Consider the following 17111-nt stretch of genomic DNA (forward strand, 5'->3'; position numbering starts at 1 on the left):
AACATAAGAAAAAGTAGAAATTATTTCTCCTCAAATAAACGCAAATAGTAATCCTCTTTCTCCCTCATAATTGTTATTTCACTTTTCCTTTTATCCTTGTATCCAATAAGATGAAGCGCTCCGTGAAAGATAACCCGTACCATTTCTCTTGAGTATACCTCCAGATTCGACGCTGCGTTTTCCTTAACTCTGTCAACACTAATGTAAATCTCTCCAATTGTCTTATGACCCTCAGATAAATCGAAAGTGATTATGTCAGTGTAATAGTCGTGATTCAAAAAAGACCTGTTTATATCGAGAAGATACTCGTCAGAACAGAAGACATAGTTAACATGTTCCAACGCCTTACCTTCAAGCCGAAAGATCTCCACGACAAATTGCTTGATTTCCTTCCTTCCTTTCAACGACAACTGTGAAACATCAGCATAATTAAAACTAACTAAAGGCATTCGTTGTGATTTACATTCCAAAAATCGTAACTAAAACCCAACCTTAGACTTTACATTTGTTAGAGACCCTACATTATGAAGAGATTGTCAGAGATTAAGATTGGAAAAACTGTAGTGATACACTCTTTTGAAAAAGATGAAATCTTTATTAAGTTAATGGAGATGGGGTGTATTCCAGGAGAAAAGGTAAAGGTGGAACAAATAGCTCCGTTGGGGGATCCGATATCAATATCTGTTTCGGGTTACAACTTAAGTCTCAGGATTAATGAGGCAGAAAAGATTTTAGTAGAAGAAATATAACGTTAAGAGTTGCACATATGAAAATAGGCCTCTACTTCGGATCGTTTAATCCCATCCACATAGGCCACCTAATAATTGGCAGCTTTGTCGCCAACAACACAGACGTTGACCAGGTTTGGTTTGTAGTTTCTCCTCATAACCCTTTAAAGAAAAGCTCTACCCTTCTTAATGAGTACCATAGGCTACACCTGGTGCAGCTGGCAATTGAAAGTGATGAGCAATTAAAAGCTTCAAACATAGAATTTAAACTTCCGCGTCCTTCTTATACAATCGATACCCTTACTTACCTAACAGAAAAGTATCCAGAGAATGAGTTTGTGGTAATTATGGGATCGGATAGTTATCAAAATTTGCAGAAGTGGAAGAATTATGAGATTTTGAAAAAAAGGTTCTTTTTTCACGTTTACCTCCGACCGGGATTTGAGATTACAGCAGCACCGGAAAGGGTAAACGTTTTAAAAGCTCCACAATTGGAAATTTCATCAACGCTAATTAGAGAATCAATAAGAGAGGGAAAATCAATCAGATATTTGGTGCCCGAAGCTGTTCAGGAAGAAATTGAAAGAAGCAATTACTACCGGTTGTAAACTATAGAAGCCAGCCCATTATTAAAAACCCTACTACAATAATCGGGGAAGGGATACGAGTTAATTGGAGCAATAAAAACGTAACAACAACTGCCACCATGTTCATCCATTCAAAACGAGTTGGAATAGACATAAATAGAAGAATTGTTGCCGCGATCATAATACCTACGACTACAGCGTTTATTCCCTCCATAGCTCTAAAGACAATTACGTGCTTTTTTAAATTATTCCAAATTGGATAAAAGAAAAGAACAAGCAATAGACTTGGTAGAAAAATACCAATTGATCCTATTACGCATCCAAGAATTTGAAATTGAGGTCCCATATCTTTTAAAACCATTCCCCCAACAAAAGATGCGATCGAAAATATCGGTCCGGGAAAAGCCTGTACCATACCTGCACCCGTTAAGAAATCTGAGGAACCCATATAAGGAGTTTTCGCGCGAATAACATATTGTTCAAACATCATTGTGATTAATACGCTTCCTCCTCCAAATACAATACTTCCAAATCTGTAAAAATTTTCAAATAAACTTATGGGCTTTCTCAAAGGAATATTGTGATAACGTGCATACTCACTTAACAATCCCGCTATTATGAAGATGACGGCAAAAAGAGAAAAATTATTCCAATTAACCGGTTTACTTTTTTCTTTAAAGTCAGGAATTCTCTTATCGCTAAAATTGCTAACTATACTTCCTGCAATTATCAAAGAAGGAAACACCCAGGGAGACTGTATGAAATAGGTAATAAGGGTTGCTCCTAGCATTATAAAAAAAGTCGCAGGATGTTTAATTGAAATTTTAAAAGTCTTAAAAGCAGAAAACGCCAAAAATCCAACTGCCATTGGCTGAACAAATCTAAAGACGTATGAGACGTTTACTTTATCGAGATATAATACAAGAAAACTAAAAAGACCCATCAGGACACACGCTGGCAAAATCCACAGCAAAAGCGTAAGGATTGCTAAAATTACTCCGCCTCTCTTATAGCCAATAAGTGTAAGTAATTGTGTACTGCTAGCACCTGGAAGCAACTGAACAAAAGCATTTATCTCTAATAATTCCTGTTCAGAAATATATCTCTGCTTTTGTACAAATAACTTATGCATTCTTACAAAATGCATTTGCGGACCACCAAAAGCAGTTATACTATGATGAAACACAGTTTTAAGGAAGGGTATATGTCGTATTAGACGCAACTGATGGTGCCCGATTGAAGGATGAAAGATCGACCTACTTTTTCAAGCCTATTTCTCGCAACCGTTCATCCAAATAATCTCCTGCGGTAGCTTCGGGGTAAGCCTTGGGATGGGCCTCATCAATGCAACTTTCTAAACACGCGAGACTCATACTACTTTTGGGATGTAGAAAAAAGGGCATGGAAAAGCGTGAAGTATGCCAATGCTCCCTTTTCGGATTAACAACCCTATGTGTAGTGCTTCTTAATTTGTTATTAGTGAACCGTTGAAGCATGTCGCCAACGTTCACAACAATTTGTTCTGGCAAAGAAGTTACTCCAACCCATTCATTTTGCTTAGTTAGTATTTCAAGACCATCAGCACTGGCTCCTACTAGCAGAGTAATAAGGTTGATGTCTTCATGCTGCTCTGCCCGAATAGCACTTTTTGGCTCAACGGTAATCGGAGGGTAGTGTATACAACGAAGAATGCTATTTCCATTGTGCACATAATCATCAAAATAATGTTCGTCCAGACCGAGGTAAAGGGCTATTGCTTGTAACATGGCTGTCCCGCTCTTTTCAAAACTTTTGTATGCCTGGTAAAGGGTTTCGTTGAAGTTCTCAACCTCTGCGACTTTCACGTTTTCAGGATATTCTGATTTTATTGGGTCGCCATCCTCAACATTCTGACCATATTGAAAAAACTCTTTTAAATCGGGCGCTTCACTTCCCTTTGCATGCTCGCGTCCGAAACTTGTATATCCTCTTTGCCCTGCTAGTCCTGGAATCTCGTATTTCAACTTTTGCTCGAGAGGCAATGAAAAGAACTGTTGAACGTATTCATAAATGTGAGCAATCAGTTCATCGGGAACACCGTGGTTCTTGAGAGCAACAAACCCAACTTCCTCATAGGCCTTACCGAGCCTTTCAACAAAAGCAGATTTCAATACAGGATCCCCACTTAAAAAGTCAGCGAGGTCAACTACAGGAATAGACATAATAATATTATTAATCAGGTATTTAGAACTAAGTGAAAAATTACTAAACTTATTTAGTTAAATGAAAGCAGTGGAGAAAAATCCCAATTGTTAGTTCTATTCAACAAAAAAACCCGCAAGAGCGGGTTTGATATAGAGATTTAGAAAATTACTGCTTAACAAATTTAAAAGACTTAAGGAACACATCCCCATGAAAAGCGTTTAAGATATAAGTACCGTCTGACAAGTCATTGATGTTTAAATCAAGCTTTTGCACGCCTGTCATAATATCCCTACAGATTTTTTTGGCAATTAAGCCTTTAGTATCAAAAACCTTCAAAGTAAGCTTGCCGATATTATTCGCCACAACATTCAAGTATCCTAATGAATCTAGAGTAGGTTCCATATAACAAGCGTTTAAATTGTACTAACTATATAGATGTGAACAATTTATAGGCCATCTGCTAATTTCCACACTTCTATCTGTCTCGCTAATCATACAAATTCTAATTCTACACCGCAAAAATTTGACATGATATCAATAGAACTGCAGTTTTACTGTATTTCCTCTAGCGAATTCCCAGAACTTTTAATTTTGTTCTTATTGTTTCAAACACTTTGTAAAAGGGCTGAAGCATTAAAGGCCACAGAATTGGGGACAATTAGAAGAGATGTTATTTTATCTTCTCGGGCTATATAAACAAAAGACCCACTACTTTTTGTAGTGGGTCTTTACTTTTCATTGAAAAACTAATTTCCGTATTCGCTTAAGAATTTGATCCGCATGATCTTCAACTGCTCCCAATCATACCCACTATCAGCTAGTTCTTCCTGTGCAACTTCTAAAGATGAAGTTTCACAACTTCTAAAGTAATCTATGATTTCATCCTGCTCATCTTCATCTAACATGTCATCGATAGCGTAGCTTAAATTAAGCTTTGTTCCACTTGCTACGATTGTTTCCATTTCTTCCAATAACACATCCAACTTCAACGACTTGTTTTTTGCAATATCCTCGAGCGGAATTTTTTTATCCACGTTTTGAATAATAAATATCTTGTTGCTGCTCTTGTTAGCAACACTCTTCATCACAAAATCATCCGGCTTTTCTATTTCATTTTCTTCAACGTGTTTTGCTATAAGCTCAACAAAAGGTCTTCCGTACTTAAGAGCTTTTCCAACACTTACTCCCTGGCACTTTTCCAACTCCTTCAAAGTAGTAGGATACATAGTCGCCATATCCTGCAAAGAGTTTTCAAGGAAAAGGACAAACGGTGGAAGCCCTTTCTTCTTTGCTTCCTTTTGCCGAAGATCCTTCAACATTTCAAATAACTTCTCGTCGGCAGCTATTCCAACAGTAGGCGCGGGAGTATCTGATTCCTCATCATCCTCTGAATTCGCATCCTCAAATTTATTGTTCAAGACAATACCAAAGCTTGTAGGCTTTTTTAAGAATGCTTCAGACGTAGGCGTAAACTTCAGTAAACCATACTCCTCAATATCCTTAACTAAAAAGTTTGACAGGAGCATTTGACGAATAAGGCTGTTCCAATAGTGTTCATCCTCGTCTTTACCAATGCCATACACAGGGAGTTCATTATGCCTATACATCTGTATTTGAGGGGTAAGTTTTCCCATTAATACATTTACCACATAATCAATAGTAAAACGCTGGTCCAATGCTTTCACTGCCTTCAATACTTTGACCACATTATCCTTGGCCTCAATTTTTTCTTTCGGAGTACAGTTATCGCAACCACCTGTGGCAGCGCATTGATTTGTATCCCAGTTCTCCCCAAAGTAATGAAGCAAAATCTTGCGGCGACAAACGCTGCTTTCCGCAAAACTTACCGTCTCATTAATTAATTGTGCCCCTACTTCCCTTTCGCTAAGAGGTTTATCTCTCATGAGATGTTCTAGCTTAGAGACATCTTTATGGGAATAATAAAGTATGCATTTTCCTTCTAAACCATCACGTCCGGCACGTCCGGTTTCCTGGTAATAGTTTTCAATGCTCTTAGGAATATTATAGTGAATAACGAATCGAATATCAGGCTTGTCGATGCCCATTCCAAATGCAATGGTGGCAACAATAACTTGAGTATCTTCTTTAAGAAACTTGTCTTGCCTTTCTGCTCTAAGCTTAGGATCAAGACCTGCATGATAAGCAACAGCCTTTATCTTATTTGCTACCAGTATTTCAGCAAGCTCCTCTGTTGTTTTACGGTTTAAAGTGTAGATAATACCGCTTTTGCCATTGTTCTGAGAGATAAAACGAACAATGTTTTTTATAGTTTGATCCTTCTTTATCTTGGGTTGAATTTCGTAATACAAGTTCTCCCTATTAAAAGAAGAGATATAAATAGTAGGATTTCTTAGACCAAGATTCTTTAAAATATCGCTTTGCACCTTTGGTGTGGCAGTAGCTGTTAAAGCAATCATCGCAACATCAGGATTGATAGCAGACATCATCTCCTTTAAACGACGATATTCGGGACGAAAATCATGGCCCCATTCTGAAATACAATGTGCCTCGTCAACAGCAAAAAAAGAAATTTTCAGATCGCTGAAAAAATCAAGGTTTTCCTGTTTAGTGAGTGTTTCTGGTGCAACGTAAAGAAGCTTTGTTTTACCATCTACCAAATCAGATTTCACCTCGCGCTGTTGAGCTTTTGTAAGAGATGAGTTTAAGAAGTGAGCGACGTTATCCTTTTCGCTATAACCTCTCACCAGGTCTACCTGGTTTTTCATTAGAGCAATTAAAGGACTTACAATAATTGCGCACCCTTCCATAATAAGAGCGGGGAGCTGGTAACACAAACTTTTGCCGCCGCCGGTAGGCATAATAACAAAAGTGTCCTTTCCATCTAATAAACTATTAATTGCTTGTTCTTGGGTGCCTTTGAATTTATCGAAACCAAAATGGTCAAGCAGACTTTTATGAATGTCGTAAGAGTGTTGTGTTTCACTAGGACCAATTATCACACTCTTTTTCTTTTTTACACTTATTTTTTTTTCGGTAGTTGTAGTAGAAGTTGTTTTAGTTGCCATTTTCTTTATTTCAGTTCACCCTCTCAGGCCAGTTTTAAAAGTCTTTCATTAGATAATAGAAGAATATTGAGTCTTGCTGGTAAAATAAGTTGCGCGTTATTTTTTTCACAAGGGTAGCGAAGTTAGTATAAGCGCCCTGTTATTAAAACGACCATTTGTTAAAGTTTAGGGCATTGGAGTTGAAAGAAAAAAAGCGCTACTATCCCTAAAAAAGCGATAAAACCAGTAACCGAAGAGTTTATAATTAAATACAGAATGAATACTACTTTTGCGCCGCATGAACGAGTCGTTGTTACATATTGCTATTCGTACAATTGAATTGGAAGCTGAATCTGTCGCCGGTCTAACGAAATTTATAAACGAAGATTTTGAAAAGACCGTAGAAACCATCTCTAATTCTAAAGGAAGATTGGTAATTAGTGGTGTTGGAAAAAGCGCCATAATTGGACAAAAAATTGTAGCTACTTTAAATAGTACTGGCACACCTAGTCTATTTATGCATGCCGGAGATGCTATCCACGGAGACTTGGGAATGATAGGTAAAGAAGATATAGTAATGCTCGTTAGCAAAAGTGGTGAAAGTCCTGAAATAAAAGTTATCGTTCCTCTAATAAAAAACTTCGGAAACACCCTTATTGCTATTTGCGGAAACAGCGATTCTTACCTGGTAAAAAACTGCCATTATTTCCTTAATACTACGGTTACTAAAGAAGCTTGCCCTAACAACCTCGCTCCTACCAGCAGCACCACAGCACAATTAGTAATGGGTGATGCACTCGCTGTTTGCCTCATGCAAAAAGCTGGATTTAATGGGGCCGATTTCGCTAAATTTCATCCTGGTGGCAACTTGGGGAAAAGGCTTTATTTAAGAGTAAAGGACTTGTACGCGATGAATGCAAAGCCTGTTGTTTTGCCGGATACTAATCTAAAAGGGATTATAGTTCAAATAACAAAAGGGAGGTTGGGTGCAACAGCAGTTGTATCAGATCAAGGAGAGATCATTGGAATAATAACAGATGGTGATTTAAGAAGAATGCTCGAGAAAAGTGATGACCTTACAAACATTAAAGCTGAGGACATATTAACACGTTCACCAAAGACAGTTTCGGCTGACGAACTTGCAGTCAATGCACTTGAATTATTACGAAGCAATGATATTAGCCAGTTAATCGTTATTAATAAAAATCAAAATTATTTAGGCATACTACACCTTCACGACTTAGTAAGAGAAGGAATCGTCTAATAAATAAAATATGGGTTATTATACCTTTTATACAACATGAATAAAAATCACTACGTAGCAATTATCGCCGGCGGAATTGGCAGTAGATTTTGGCCAAAAAGCAGGGTTGGCTATCCGAAACAATTCCTTGATATTTTAAATACAGGAAAAACGCTCATTCAACAAACCTTCGAACGGTTCGAACGCTTTGTACCAAAAGAGAACATATTTGTTGTTACGTCTAATGAGTATGTAGAAATTGTAAAGGAGCAATTACCTCAAATGCCGGAGGAAAATATCGTAGCTGAACCAAGCCGAAAAAATACAGCTCCTTGTATTGCTTACATATCGTTTAAAGTATCTAATAAAGATCCTGATGCTACCCTCATTATTGCACCAGCAGACCATCTTATTTTAGATACTGAAGGCTTTGAAAAAACTTGCCAAAAGGCTATCGATTTTGTTGATAAAAATGACTCTCTTGTAACACTTGGCATCAAGCCTACTTACCCAAATACCGGGTACGGATACATTCAGTATGAAACTGAATCGTCTGTAGAAGACCAAATTTTCAAGGTCCGAACGTTTACAGAGAAACCAAATCTAGAACTTGCTAAAACCTTTCTTGCAAGTGGTGATTTTTTATGGAACGCAGGTATTTTTATATGGAAAGCTGAAGTCATCATAAAAAGGTTCGAAATGCATGAGCCGGAACTTCATGATATTTTTGCCTCGGAAAGATATAAGCTAAATACTCCTGAAGAAAAGCAGGCGATTGAAAGAATGTACCCTCAATGTTCGAGTGTTTCTATTGACTACGCTATTATGGAGAAAGCGGATAACGTGTATGTTATCCCCAGCAGCTTTGGTTGGAGTGATCTTGGAACATGGACCAGCGCATATGATAATCTCGAAAAAGATTATCTCGGTAATGCTATTGCAGGCGACAAGATAATGGTGATTGACTCTACACAATGTATGATATCAGCCGCTCACAACAAACTACTTGTGTTACAAGGTCTGAATGATTTTATCATAGTTGACACAGAAGACGTATTGCTGATTTGTAAAAAAGATAAAGAACAGGAAATAAAAGAATATGTAGCTGAAGTTAAAAGAAACATCGGCGATAAGAATTTATAGAAATCTCTTAATAATTTTTTCACCAAGCTATTCAAGTATTTGGATAGCTTTTTTATTGAATAGTATTTTCAAAAAAGGACATCTATTTCTCTCCTGACTTTGATAACTGCCAATATGTAGTTAAATGATTTTATTTCACCTGATAGAATTATGGGCTATTGTAATATTGAACATAAAACGCCTGTATTGTTTCGATTTTTATATTCATTCTTACTGATACTATCTATACCCCTAATAGGTACATCACAAATTATGACAATTAGTGGAACAGTCTATGACATCACTAAAAAAACTCCAATAGAGTCAGTGAGTGTCTTAAGCACCTCAGGTAAAGGAACAGTAACTGACTCACTTGGGCACTACTTTATAACAGTAAGTGAAAAAGACTCCATTTACTTTTCTTACTTAAACAAGCCAACTCCAAAATACCCAGTTGCAACTATTGCAAATCCCGGTGCGTTTGATATTTCAATAATGCGAAAAGTGCAGCAATTACCTTCCGTGTTTGTAAAGCAGAGGAACTATCGCTTGGACTCTTTGCAGAACAGGGCTGATTATGCTAAAATTTTCAATTTTCAAAAGCCTGGAATAAGCTCGTCAATGAACCCAAACCCGGGTGGAATGGCGAGCATTGGTGTGGATCTGGACGAGCTTATAAATATGTTCAAGTTTAGGAAGAATAAAAGAACACTTGCCTTTCAGCGTAGACTAGTGAGTGAAGAGCAGGAGAAATTTATAAGTCATCGTTTCAACAAAGGATTAGTTAAAAAACTTACAGGGTTAAATGCTCCCGAGATAGATAGTTTCATGGCAGAATTCAGACCAACCCTTGAGATGACCCAACAATTTAATGATCTTGAATTTGGGCAATTTATAGTAGAGGCTTACAAATATTACAAAGCTGGAATTAAGATAAACAAAACCGTTTTTAGAAGAGAATATCCATAAGAGTTAAACCCCTTTTGTTTAAAAATTATTCTGGTCATCGTTCTCTCTCAAATTCTCCATTCTATCTCCTCCAAGACTGTAGTAACTATTTTCCTCATCGCCTTGTCCCAACGCATCTTCGCCATTCATATCTGCGTCAGGAACATCTAAGTCTTTTCCCGTTACCGGTTGCCATCCCCTTGCTTTCAGTTGTTCGTCTTCATCCATATCCATATCCTGGTCTCGATCGCCTAACATTGCAAGATCTTCGGCAGTAACATCTGCCTCGTTTCCCGGAACCATTTCAATATCCTCCCCTTCTTCTTCCGGAACCTGAGTAAAGTCCGGCTCTAATTCAGGAGTGCCTTCTATGTTCTTTATATGATCTGAAGGTATCGTATGTGAGCGAGTAAGATTTTCTACATCGATATCCACCCTTTCGGTATAATTATCAGGATTTAAAATATCGTCTTTAGCAGGATAATGAGGGTAACCGGGAAAATCCTGGTCTATTTTCTCGTCATTTGATTCCTGTACTTCATCAGGAGTATTGATTACTTCTTCAGGATCATTTGTAGCCGGCTGCGGTTTACCATTTGTTTCTTTAGGATCAGATTGAATTGACATATTGAATTGTTTTTTAAGAAGATATAAAAAGAATGTGCCGTATTGGAATTAGCGGTTGTTCCTTGTGCACCAGTTAATACAATTACAATTGCCTGCCGATACTAAGGAGTAGTTTGGACGGGATTTTTAATTGATGTCTGTTACTATTACTTCCACATTTTTTAAAACAATTTCTGCTGGCACACTTTATGAAAATAAGTTATCTATAAAAATATTTAATATGAAAGTTATAAGCACGAAAACACACGGAGTATTAGACTACCTGATGGGGATATTATTGATTGCTTCTCCATGGATTTTTGGTTTTGCAAATGGTGGAGCAGAACAATGGATCCCAATAATTGTAGGCGCAGGAGCACTTGTCTATAGCCTGATGACGAACTATGAAATGGGTGTTGTTAAAACATTGTCAATGAAAACTCACCTAACGCTGGATTTAATGGCGGGAATCTTACTAGCCGCGTCACCATGGATTTTTGGTTTTTCTGACAGGGTGAGTACCCCTCATCTTATTTTAGGTCTGTTAGAAATCGGAGCATCTCTTGTGACTAAAACAACACCATCTGGAAGTTTCAAAACAGCAAACCACAGCCACGCAGTGTAGTCTAGTTAGTTGAAAATTAATACGAAGAGGGCTTTCCGGCCCTCTTTTTTTTATACCTGTGGCATGCTTTTGTGAAACAATACAACGGAAAATAATACTTACGTTACATGAAAACTATGCAAGTACCATCTAATCTTTTCACCGTTGCACCAGGAGTATGGGGTAGAAAAGATCTCTTCGTCAACTTCTTTACCGTACAAGACCTTGTAACAGATCAGTGGGTGCTGGTGGATACTGGCTTGAAATGGTCTGCACCAAAAATAAAGGAGATGGCCGCCTACCTGTTTGGAAACGAAAGTGTGCCGAAAGCAATCATATTAACTCACGGTCATTTTGATCATGTGGGATCAGTTATAAAACTAGCCGAAGAATGGGATGTGCCTGTGTATGCTCATCACTTGGAAATTCCTTACCTAACGGGGCACTCTGATTACCCCCCACCCGATCCTACAGTTGGTGGTGGTTTAATGGCAAGAATGGCCTTCTTGTATCCAAAAAGCCCTATTAACGTTTGGAGGTTTTTAAGAGTTTTACCGTCAGACGGTAAAATTCCTGTGTTGCCTGAGTGGCGTGACCTCCACACACCGGGACATGCGCCTGGCCACATCAGTCTTTTTAGAGATAGCGATAGCGTATTAATTGCTGGTGATGCCTTTGTTACAACAAGACAAGAATCGGCAATATCCGTAATGCTGCAAACAAAAGTTATTTCCGGACCTCCGAAATACTTTACCTGTGATTGGGATGCAGCAAAAAAATCTGTAGATGAGCTAGTCAACCTTCATCCGAAAACGGCTGCGACAGGACATGGAATGCCAATGCGAGGAAAGGAATTAAAGAAAGCTTTGAACGATTTGCAGCATGATTTCGAAGAGAAGTCAATACCCGCTCAAGGAAGGTATATTCCTAATCCGGCTATAACAAATGCAAATGGAGTAATGTATGTACCACCAAAAAAATACGACAAGAACGAATTAGCTATAAGGGCGTTCGCAGTTACTACCATGTTGGTCGTTGGCTTCATGTGGAAAACATTTAAAAAGAATAAAAGGATCAGACAGAATGAGGCTCTATTAGAAGTGGAATATAACTATTAGCATTTCTGTAGTTTAAACTGAACCACAGTAGTTTAAATGAAAAAGGCAGCCTTTTTAAGACTGCCATTTTTATTTTAAAAACATTTAAAGCTTAACCTAACAAACCTGCAGCCCTGCTTATTTCCAGCATACGGTCTATCGGTTTTTTTGCTGCCACCCTCAGTTCTTCGTCCATTAAAATTTCAGGCGTTTCGTACTCCATACACAAATACAACTTCTCGATAGAATTCAGTTTCATATAAGGACAATCATTGCAAGCACAACCGTTATTAGGCGGTGCCGGAATAAAAGTCTTGTAAGGGGCATCTTTCTGCATTTGATGTAAAATGCCCGTTTCTGTAGCTACAATAAATTCCTCAGTTTTGTCTGTAACTGCGTATTTAAGAAGTTGCGTGGTACTACCAACAAAATCTGCAATCCTAAGTACAGCTTCCTCACATTCAGGGTGGGCTATAACCTTTGCATTAGGATGACGAACCTTAAGCTTTGTAATTTTTTCAAGACTAAATATTTGGTGCACCATGCATGCACCACTCCACAGCAACATATCGCGACCGGTCTTCTTATTAAGATACCCGCCCAAGTTTTTATCCGGAGCGAAAATTATCTTCTGCTCCTTTGGTAAACTATTTAGAATTGCTTCAGCATTACTACTGGTGCAGATAATATCGCTCAATGCTTTAATATCTGAGGTGCAGTTGATGTAGCTAATCACCAGGTGATCGGGATGTTTTTCCTTGAAGGCCTTAAACAGACCGGCAGGAGCGCTGTCTGCCAGAGAACAACCAGCTTTGAGGTCAGGCAATACAACCTTTTTGGTTGGATTCAAGATCTTTGCAGTTTCGGCCATAAAATGCACACCTGCAAAAACAATCATATCCGCATTTGTTGATTGTGCCTTTTGGGCCAACCCCAAACTATCACCTAAAAAATCTGCCACGTCTTGTATATCTCCGTCCACATAATAATGGGCAAGAACGATTGCATTTTTTTCTTTTTTCAATCTTTCGATTTCTGCAAACAAATCCATTTGCACGTCTAACTCTATATCTAAAAAGCCCTTTTCTACGACTTTACTTTTGGCTTCAGCTATGTTCATAACTCTTGTATTAGATTCTTTAATACATTATTTATAAATAAACCTATTACTACTACAGATGTGAATAGCGGGATAACTTTTATTTATATTATTTGCAAATTTAAAAGTTCTCGTTTATCCACGCTTATACACATTGCTTTCAGATGCATATTATAGTAAAATTAAGGATTGTGGCAGTTTTCTAACAGATGGGGATTGAAAAGAGCGTTGATAAAGAATTGAGTTTTTAGGCAAAAAATTCGTGTTAGAAGAAATAGAACAAGTGTCAGAAATGGTAGCAGTTGAAAAGTAATTGAGAAAACGAAGCGAAGTTTCTAGACAAATATCCACCTTGGGAAAAGGAAATGAGGTAACAATTCCACAGATTTTAGTGTTTTCAACAAGGGACTGTGGAAATTAATAATTTTGAAATCTCACTTTAACTTCTCCGATCAACGTTATTAACACAAAAATATTGTGCCGCAATTTCTTAAAAGATAGCGCTAATAAGGCTTTTATATACTTTTCCACATTTGTACAAAGAATATATTCCCCTATTTTTGCCGTCCACTTTTAAAAGTTATATAATAGTTATGTCGGTCATTCAAAAGATCAGGGACAAGTATGCTGCTGTGGTGATTGCGGTGATAGCCCTAAGTTTAGTTGGTTTCATATTAATGGATGCCTTTGTAGGCCGTGGAAAAGGAGTAGGTAGCCCAGGCGGAGATGTTGGTAAGGTAAATGGCCAAAAGATTGATAAAAATGATTTCGAGAAAAGAATAACACTACAGCAGGCGATGTATGGAGCACAAGCTCCACCTCGCGAGCAGTTGATTAGCAGTGCATGGGAACAGACCATCGATGAGGTCGTAATGAAGCAGGAATATGAGAAAGTAGGATTGCAGTTTACAGCAAAAGAATTAAATGATGTATTGTTTGGCGCAAACCCGCCCCAGTGGTTAAGCCAGCAGTTTACCGATCCCAAAACTGGCATGTATGATGTAAACCAGGCTAAACAATATTTTGCCCAGATAAAGAAGCAAAAGAACAATCCTAACATGGAGATGTTCAACGAGGCTTATATCACTCCAACTATTAATCAAACCCTTCGTGCAAAGTATATGGCTTTACTAAGTGAAAGCTCATACATACCAAAGTGGATGGCAGAACGTACAATTGCTGATCAGAACGTAGTTGCCCGTTTTTCTTATGTAAACGTTCCTTATTCAAGTATCTCTGATAGTTCAATTAAGGTAACGGACGACGATGTAAGAGATTATATGAATAAACATAAGGAAGCTTTTGCACAGGATGAAGCAAGTCGCAGTGTTTCTTATGTAACTTTTAACGCTTCGGCTTCAAGTGCTGACAGCGCTAAAGTGTTAAGCCAACTCAACGGTTTAAAAGGTGAATTTGCAGCAGCAGCAGATCCTGAAACTTATTTAGCGAGGGTAGGTTCAGAGAACCCTTATTTCAACGGCTATGTTCTTGGTTCTAAATTAATGGTTCCAAACGCGGACACCATAAAGAAATTAGCTAATGGAGAAGTCTTCGGTCCTTATGTAGATGGAACACACTACACGCTTGCGAAAATGATTGACCGTCGCATGATGCCAGACAGCGTTAAAGTAAGACACATCCTAATTAAGACCGGCGAAAAAGGACAGACTACTTTACCTGATAGCATAGCTAAATCAAAAATTGACAGTATTGCAAATGCAGCACGTTCAGGAGCTGATTTCAATGCACTTGTATTACAATATTCCGACGATGAGGGTAGCAAGAATACCAAAGGTGAATACACCTTTACATCGCAACAGTTTCCCAACCTAAGCAAGGAGTTCGCAGAAACTGCGTTTTACGGAACCATAGGAGATAAGAAAGTAGTTAAAGTAGAAAACGCTCAATATAGCGGGTACCATTATATCGAGGTGTTGGAACAAAAGAGAATGGAGATGGCTTACAAAGTAGCCTACCTGGCAAAACCTATCGAAGCAAGCCAGGAAACAATTAATAGTGCAAGTAATCTGGCTGCTCAATTCGCTGCGAACAGCCGCGATAAAAAACAATTTGAAGAAAATGCTGCAAAACAAAATCTAACGGTTTTGTCTGCCCCTGAAATCAAACAAAACGATTACCAGGTGGCAGCTTTAGGCGAAAGCCGCCAGTTCGTCCGCTGGGTTTATGAGAACAAAACAGGCGACGTGAGCGAGCCGCAGGAAATAGGCGATAAGTATGTCGTTGCAATTATAACAGGTACCTCAGAAAAAGGTATGATGAGTATTGCGAAAGCACGTGCAACCGCAGAGCCGATTATTCTTAATGAAAAGAAAGCTCAACAAATTATATCAGCTAAATTCAAAGGTGGAAGCACGATAGAGCAGATAGCACAGGGTGCCGGAGTAAGCGTGCTTCGTGCAGACAGCGTAAGCTTTGCTCAGCCTTTCATTCCTAATATCGGCAACGAACCAAAAATAGCCGGAGCTGCTTTCAACAAAAGCTTGCAGAATAAAGTAAGTGAGCCAATTGCAGGAAATACAGGTGTTTTTGTAATCAGGGGAGAAAGTATCACTGCCCTTCCAAATACCAATATGGATGTCGAAGGTCTTCGCAAACAGATGGAGATGCAACAAAAGCAAATGGCAAGTTACCAAAGTGTAGAAGCTTTGAAGAAAGCCGCTGACGTAAAAGACAACAGGTTCGATTTTTATTAGTAGTTCAAATTTTATAGTCGAAGCCCTGCCTTTTGGCGGGGCTTTTTTGTTGACACTTGTCTACCGTGATTTTTTAAATTTTTGTTCACCAGCATTTATTCCGCATGTCACTTTTGTTGCGACGCTCCATTCAACAGTTGTTCTTCATTCAACTTTTAGCGATCAAAGAAGTACACGTACTGCCTCAAATTCTGACAGATTGAATGTTTTAGGCACGAATATCCAAAAACCCAAAATTTCGGATATAGAAACTAGAAACGGGTAACCGGCACTACGTAACTAATACTATTTTGTAACTTTGTTTTTGTATGGAAAATGTAATTATTAATAAAGTTGCTGAAAGTGCACTTACCTCTATAGACCTCGAAGAATATTATCCGAAAGGCGAAACCGCAGTTTTCGATTTGAAAGATCATTTGTTCATGGGATTGATCTTAAAAGAAAAAGATTTCAGAGCCGCGTTGCAAACATATGATTGGGAACAGTTCCGGGATAAGAACGTGGCTATTACTTGTTCAGCTGATGCAATTATTCCAATGTGGGCATATATGCTTGTTGCAAGTAACCTTCAACCTGTTGCCAAAGAAGTTGTTTATGGTGAAGAAAAAGATATTCTCAAAACCTTGTTATTAAGAAATCTTGCAACAATAAAAGGTGAAGAGTATACTGATAAGAGAGTGGTTGTAAAAGGATGCGGAGATGTTGCCATTCCGGAGGCAGCTTATGTGGAGATTACGAACAAACTCCGTCCGTATGTGAAAAGCATTATGTATGGGGAGCCTTGCAGTACCGTTCCTATCTTTAAAAGAAAATAACAGATGGATATTGAGCTGCTTCGCGACTACTGCTTAGCAAAACCGGCGGTCGAAGAATGTTTTCCCTTTGGACCGGACAACTTGGTTTTTAAGGTAAATGGTAAGATGTTTCTACTTGCGTCAATAGATCAACAACCTTTGCAGTTCAACGTAAAGTGCGACCCGGAAAAGGCCATTGAGTTAAGGGAACAATATCCATCGATATTACCAGGGTACCATATGAACAAAAAATTATGGAACACTGTAATTATAGACGGTTCTTTGTCAACTCAACAGTTAAAAGAATTTATTGATCATTCTTACGAATTGGTAATAAAAGGAAAGAAAAAATAAATCAA

General features: G+C 38.2%; 17 protein-coding genes. 10 read left to right on the forward strand and 7 right to left on the reverse strand.

Going from position 1 to position 17111, the window contains the following annotated elements:
• Positions 1-20 precede the first annotated feature (20 nt).
• Positions 21-449, reverse strand: coding sequence for an rRNA maturation RNase YbeY (gene ybeY / locus SAE01_RS10305; RefSeq protein ID WP_147203681.1), 429 nt, complete (start codon positions 447-449; stop codon positions 21-23).
• Between the two features lie 75 nt (positions 450-524).
• On the opposite strand from ybeY, the gene SAE01_RS10310 reads away from it, so the two are divergent.
• A complete protein-coding gene (locus tag SAE01_RS10310) occupies positions 525-749 on the forward strand; it encodes a FeoA family protein (protein ID WP_147203682.1) in 225 nt (74 codons plus the stop codon).
• Positions 750-766: 17 nt separating this feature from the next.
• Entirely contained in the window at positions 767-1336 is a 570-nt protein-coding gene (gene nadD / locus SAE01_RS10315; protein ID WP_147203683.1) for a nicotinate (nicotinamide) nucleotide adenylyltransferase, read from the forward strand.
• Position 1337: 1 nt separating this feature from the next.
• Here the strand turns inward: nadD and chrA are convergent, their stop codons facing one another.
• The 4 genes from chrA to recQ all read right to left on the reverse strand — a co-directional run bounded on the left by chrA (position 1338) and on the right by recQ (position 6546).
• Positions 1338-2501, reverse strand: coding sequence for a chromate efflux transporter (gene chrA / locus SAE01_RS10320; RefSeq protein WP_147203684.1), 1164 nt, complete (start codon positions 2499-2501; stop codon positions 1338-1340).
• Between the two features lie 70 nt (positions 2502-2571).
• Positions 2572-3516, reverse strand: a complete 945-nt coding sequence (locus SAE01_RS10325; protein ID WP_147203685.1) for an isopenicillin N synthase family dioxygenase — start codon at positions 3514-3516, stop codon at positions 2572-2574.
• A gap of 148 nt (positions 3517-3664) precedes the next feature.
• The gene (locus SAE01_RS10330) at positions 3665-3901 is read right to left on the reverse strand and encodes a T9SS type A sorting domain-containing protein (protein ID WP_147203686.1); all 237 of its coding nucleotides are present in this window, start codon (positions 3899-3901) and stop codon (positions 3665-3667) included.
• 344 nt (positions 3902-4245) lie between these two features.
• Entirely contained in the window at positions 4246-6546 is a 2301-nt protein-coding gene (gene recQ, locus SAE01_RS10335; RefSeq protein ID WP_147203687.1) for a DNA helicase RecQ, read from the reverse strand.
• Between the two features lie 277 nt (positions 6547-6823).
• Here recQ and SAE01_RS10340 point away from each other — a divergent pair, with 277 nt between their 5' ends.
• The 3 genes from SAE01_RS10340 (at position 6824) to SAE01_RS10350 (ending at position 9859) form a co-directional block, all read left to right on the forward strand.
• Positions 6824-7789, forward strand: a complete 966-nt coding sequence (locus SAE01_RS10340) for a KpsF/GutQ family sugar-phosphate isomerase (protein WP_147203688.1) — start codon at positions 6824-6826, stop codon at positions 7787-7789.
• Positions 7790-7825: 36 nt separating this feature from the next.
• A complete protein-coding gene (locus SAE01_RS10345) occupies positions 7826-8911 on the forward strand; it encodes a mannose-1-phosphate guanylyltransferase (RefSeq protein ID WP_147203689.1) in 1086 nt (361 codons plus the stop codon).
• Positions 8912-9163: 252 nt separating this feature from the next.
• Positions 9164-9859: a peptidase associated/transthyretin-like domain-containing protein gene (locus tag SAE01_RS10350; RefSeq protein WP_147203690.1), complete on the forward strand. Its 696-nt coding sequence runs from the start codon at positions 9164-9166 to the stop codon at positions 9857-9859.
• A gap of 18 nt (positions 9860-9877) precedes the next feature.
• Here SAE01_RS10350 and SAE01_RS10355 read toward each other — a convergent pair whose 3' ends face one another.
• The gene (locus SAE01_RS10355) at positions 9878-10465 is read right to left on the reverse strand and encodes a hypothetical protein (RefSeq protein WP_147203691.1); all 588 of its coding nucleotides are present in this window, start codon (positions 10463-10465) and stop codon (positions 9878-9880) included.
• Between the two features lie 220 nt (positions 10466-10685).
• Here SAE01_RS10355 and SAE01_RS10360 point away from each other — a divergent pair, with 220 nt between their 5' ends.
• A complete protein-coding gene (locus tag SAE01_RS10360; RefSeq protein WP_147203692.1) occupies positions 10686-11069 on the forward strand; it encodes an SPW repeat domain-containing protein in 384 nt (127 codons plus the stop codon).
• Between the two features lie 107 nt (positions 11070-11176).
• A complete protein-coding gene (locus tag SAE01_RS10365; protein WP_246113204.1) occupies positions 11177-12166 on the forward strand; it encodes an MBL fold metallo-hydrolase in 990 nt (329 codons plus the stop codon).
• Positions 12167-12257: 91 nt separating this feature from the next.
• On the opposite strand, the gene nadA is transcribed toward SAE01_RS10365, so the two are convergent.
• On the reverse strand, positions 12258-13265 hold the full coding sequence (gene nadA, locus SAE01_RS10370) for a quinolinate synthase NadA (protein WP_147203693.1): 1008 nt from the start codon (positions 13263-13265) through the stop codon (positions 12258-12260).
• Between the two features lie 572 nt (positions 13266-13837).
• Between nadA and SAE01_RS10375 the strand changes: the two genes are divergently transcribed.
• From SAE01_RS10375 to SAE01_RS10385, 3 genes are all read left to right on the forward strand, one after another.
• Positions 13838-15958 carry a peptidylprolyl isomerase gene (locus SAE01_RS10375; RefSeq protein ID WP_147203694.1) on the forward strand — a complete coding sequence of 707 codons (2121 nt, stop codon included), beginning with the start codon at positions 13838-13840 and terminating at the stop codon, positions 15956-15958.
• Positions 15959-16266: 308 nt separating this feature from the next.
• The gene (locus SAE01_RS10380) at positions 16267-16773 is read left to right on the forward strand and encodes a DUF2480 family protein (protein ID WP_147203695.1); all 507 of its coding nucleotides are present in this window, start codon (positions 16267-16269) and stop codon (positions 16771-16773) included.
• A 3-nt stretch (positions 16774-16776) separates the two neighbouring features.
• The gene (locus tag SAE01_RS10385) at positions 16777-17106 is read left to right on the forward strand and encodes an MmcQ/YjbR family DNA-binding protein (protein ID WP_147203696.1); all 330 of its coding nucleotides are present in this window, start codon (positions 16777-16779) and stop codon (positions 17104-17106) included.
• Positions 17107-17111 lie beyond the last annotated feature (5 nt).

Origin of the sequence: Segetibacter aerophilus, from assembly GCF_007991655.1 — a bacterium.
In the GTDB taxonomy this organism is placed as follows: domain Bacteria; phylum Bacteroidota; class Bacteroidia; order Chitinophagales; family Chitinophagaceae; genus Segetibacter; species Segetibacter aerophilus.

Coding starts and splice junctions, on each gene's coding strand:
- SAE01_RS10360 (WP_147203692.1), top strand. CDS start 10,686: ATGAAAGTTATAAGCACGAAAACACACGGAGTATTAGACTACCTGATG.
- nadD (WP_147203683.1), top strand. CDS start 767: ATGAAAATAGGCCTCTACTTCGGATCGTTTAATCCCATCCACATAGGC.
- SAE01_RS10385 (WP_147203696.1), top strand. CDS start 16,777: ATGGATATTGAGCTGCTTCGCGACTACTGCTTAGCAAAACCGGCGGTC.
- recQ (WP_147203687.1), bottom strand. CDS start 6,546: ATGGCAACTAAAACAACTTCTACTACAACTACCGAAAAAAAAATAAGT.
- SAE01_RS10345 (WP_147203689.1), top strand. CDS start 7,826: ATGAATAAAAATCACTACGTAGCAATTATCGCCGGCGGAATTGGCAGT.
- nadA (WP_147203693.1), bottom strand. CDS start 13,265: ATGAACATAGCTGAAGCCAAAAGTAAAGTCGTAGAAAAGGGCTTTTTA.
- SAE01_RS10330 (WP_147203686.1), bottom strand. CDS start 3,901: ATGGAACCTACTCTAGATTCATTAGGATACTTGAATGTTGTGGCGAAT.
- SAE01_RS10365 (WP_246113204.1), top strand. CDS start 11,177: ATGAAAACTATGCAAGTACCATCTAATCTTTTCACCGTTGCACCAGGA.
- SAE01_RS10355 (WP_147203691.1), bottom strand. CDS start 10,465: ATGTCAATTCAATCTGATCCTAAAGAAACAAATGGTAAACCGCAGCCG.
- SAE01_RS10350 (WP_147203690.1), top strand. CDS start 9,164: ATGACAATTAGTGGAACAGTCTATGACATCACTAAAAAAACTCCAATA.
- SAE01_RS10310 (WP_147203682.1), top strand. CDS start 525: ATGAAGAGATTGTCAGAGATTAAGATTGGAAAAACTGTAGTGATACAC.
- SAE01_RS10380 (WP_147203695.1), top strand. CDS start 16,267: ATGGAAAATGTAATTATTAATAAAGTTGCTGAAAGTGCACTTACCTCT.
- SAE01_RS10375 (WP_147203694.1), top strand. CDS start 13,838: ATGTCGGTCATTCAAAAGATCAGGGACAAGTATGCTGCTGTGGTGATT.
- SAE01_RS10325 (WP_147203685.1), bottom strand. CDS start 3,516: ATGTCTATTCCTGTAGTTGACCTCGCTGACTTTTTAAGTGGGGATCCT.
- ybeY (WP_147203681.1), bottom strand. CDS start 449: ATGCCTTTAGTTAGTTTTAATTATGCTGATGTTTCACAGTTGTCGTTG.
- SAE01_RS10340 (WP_147203688.1), top strand. CDS start 6,824: ATGAACGAGTCGTTGTTACATATTGCTATTCGTACAATTGAATTGGAA.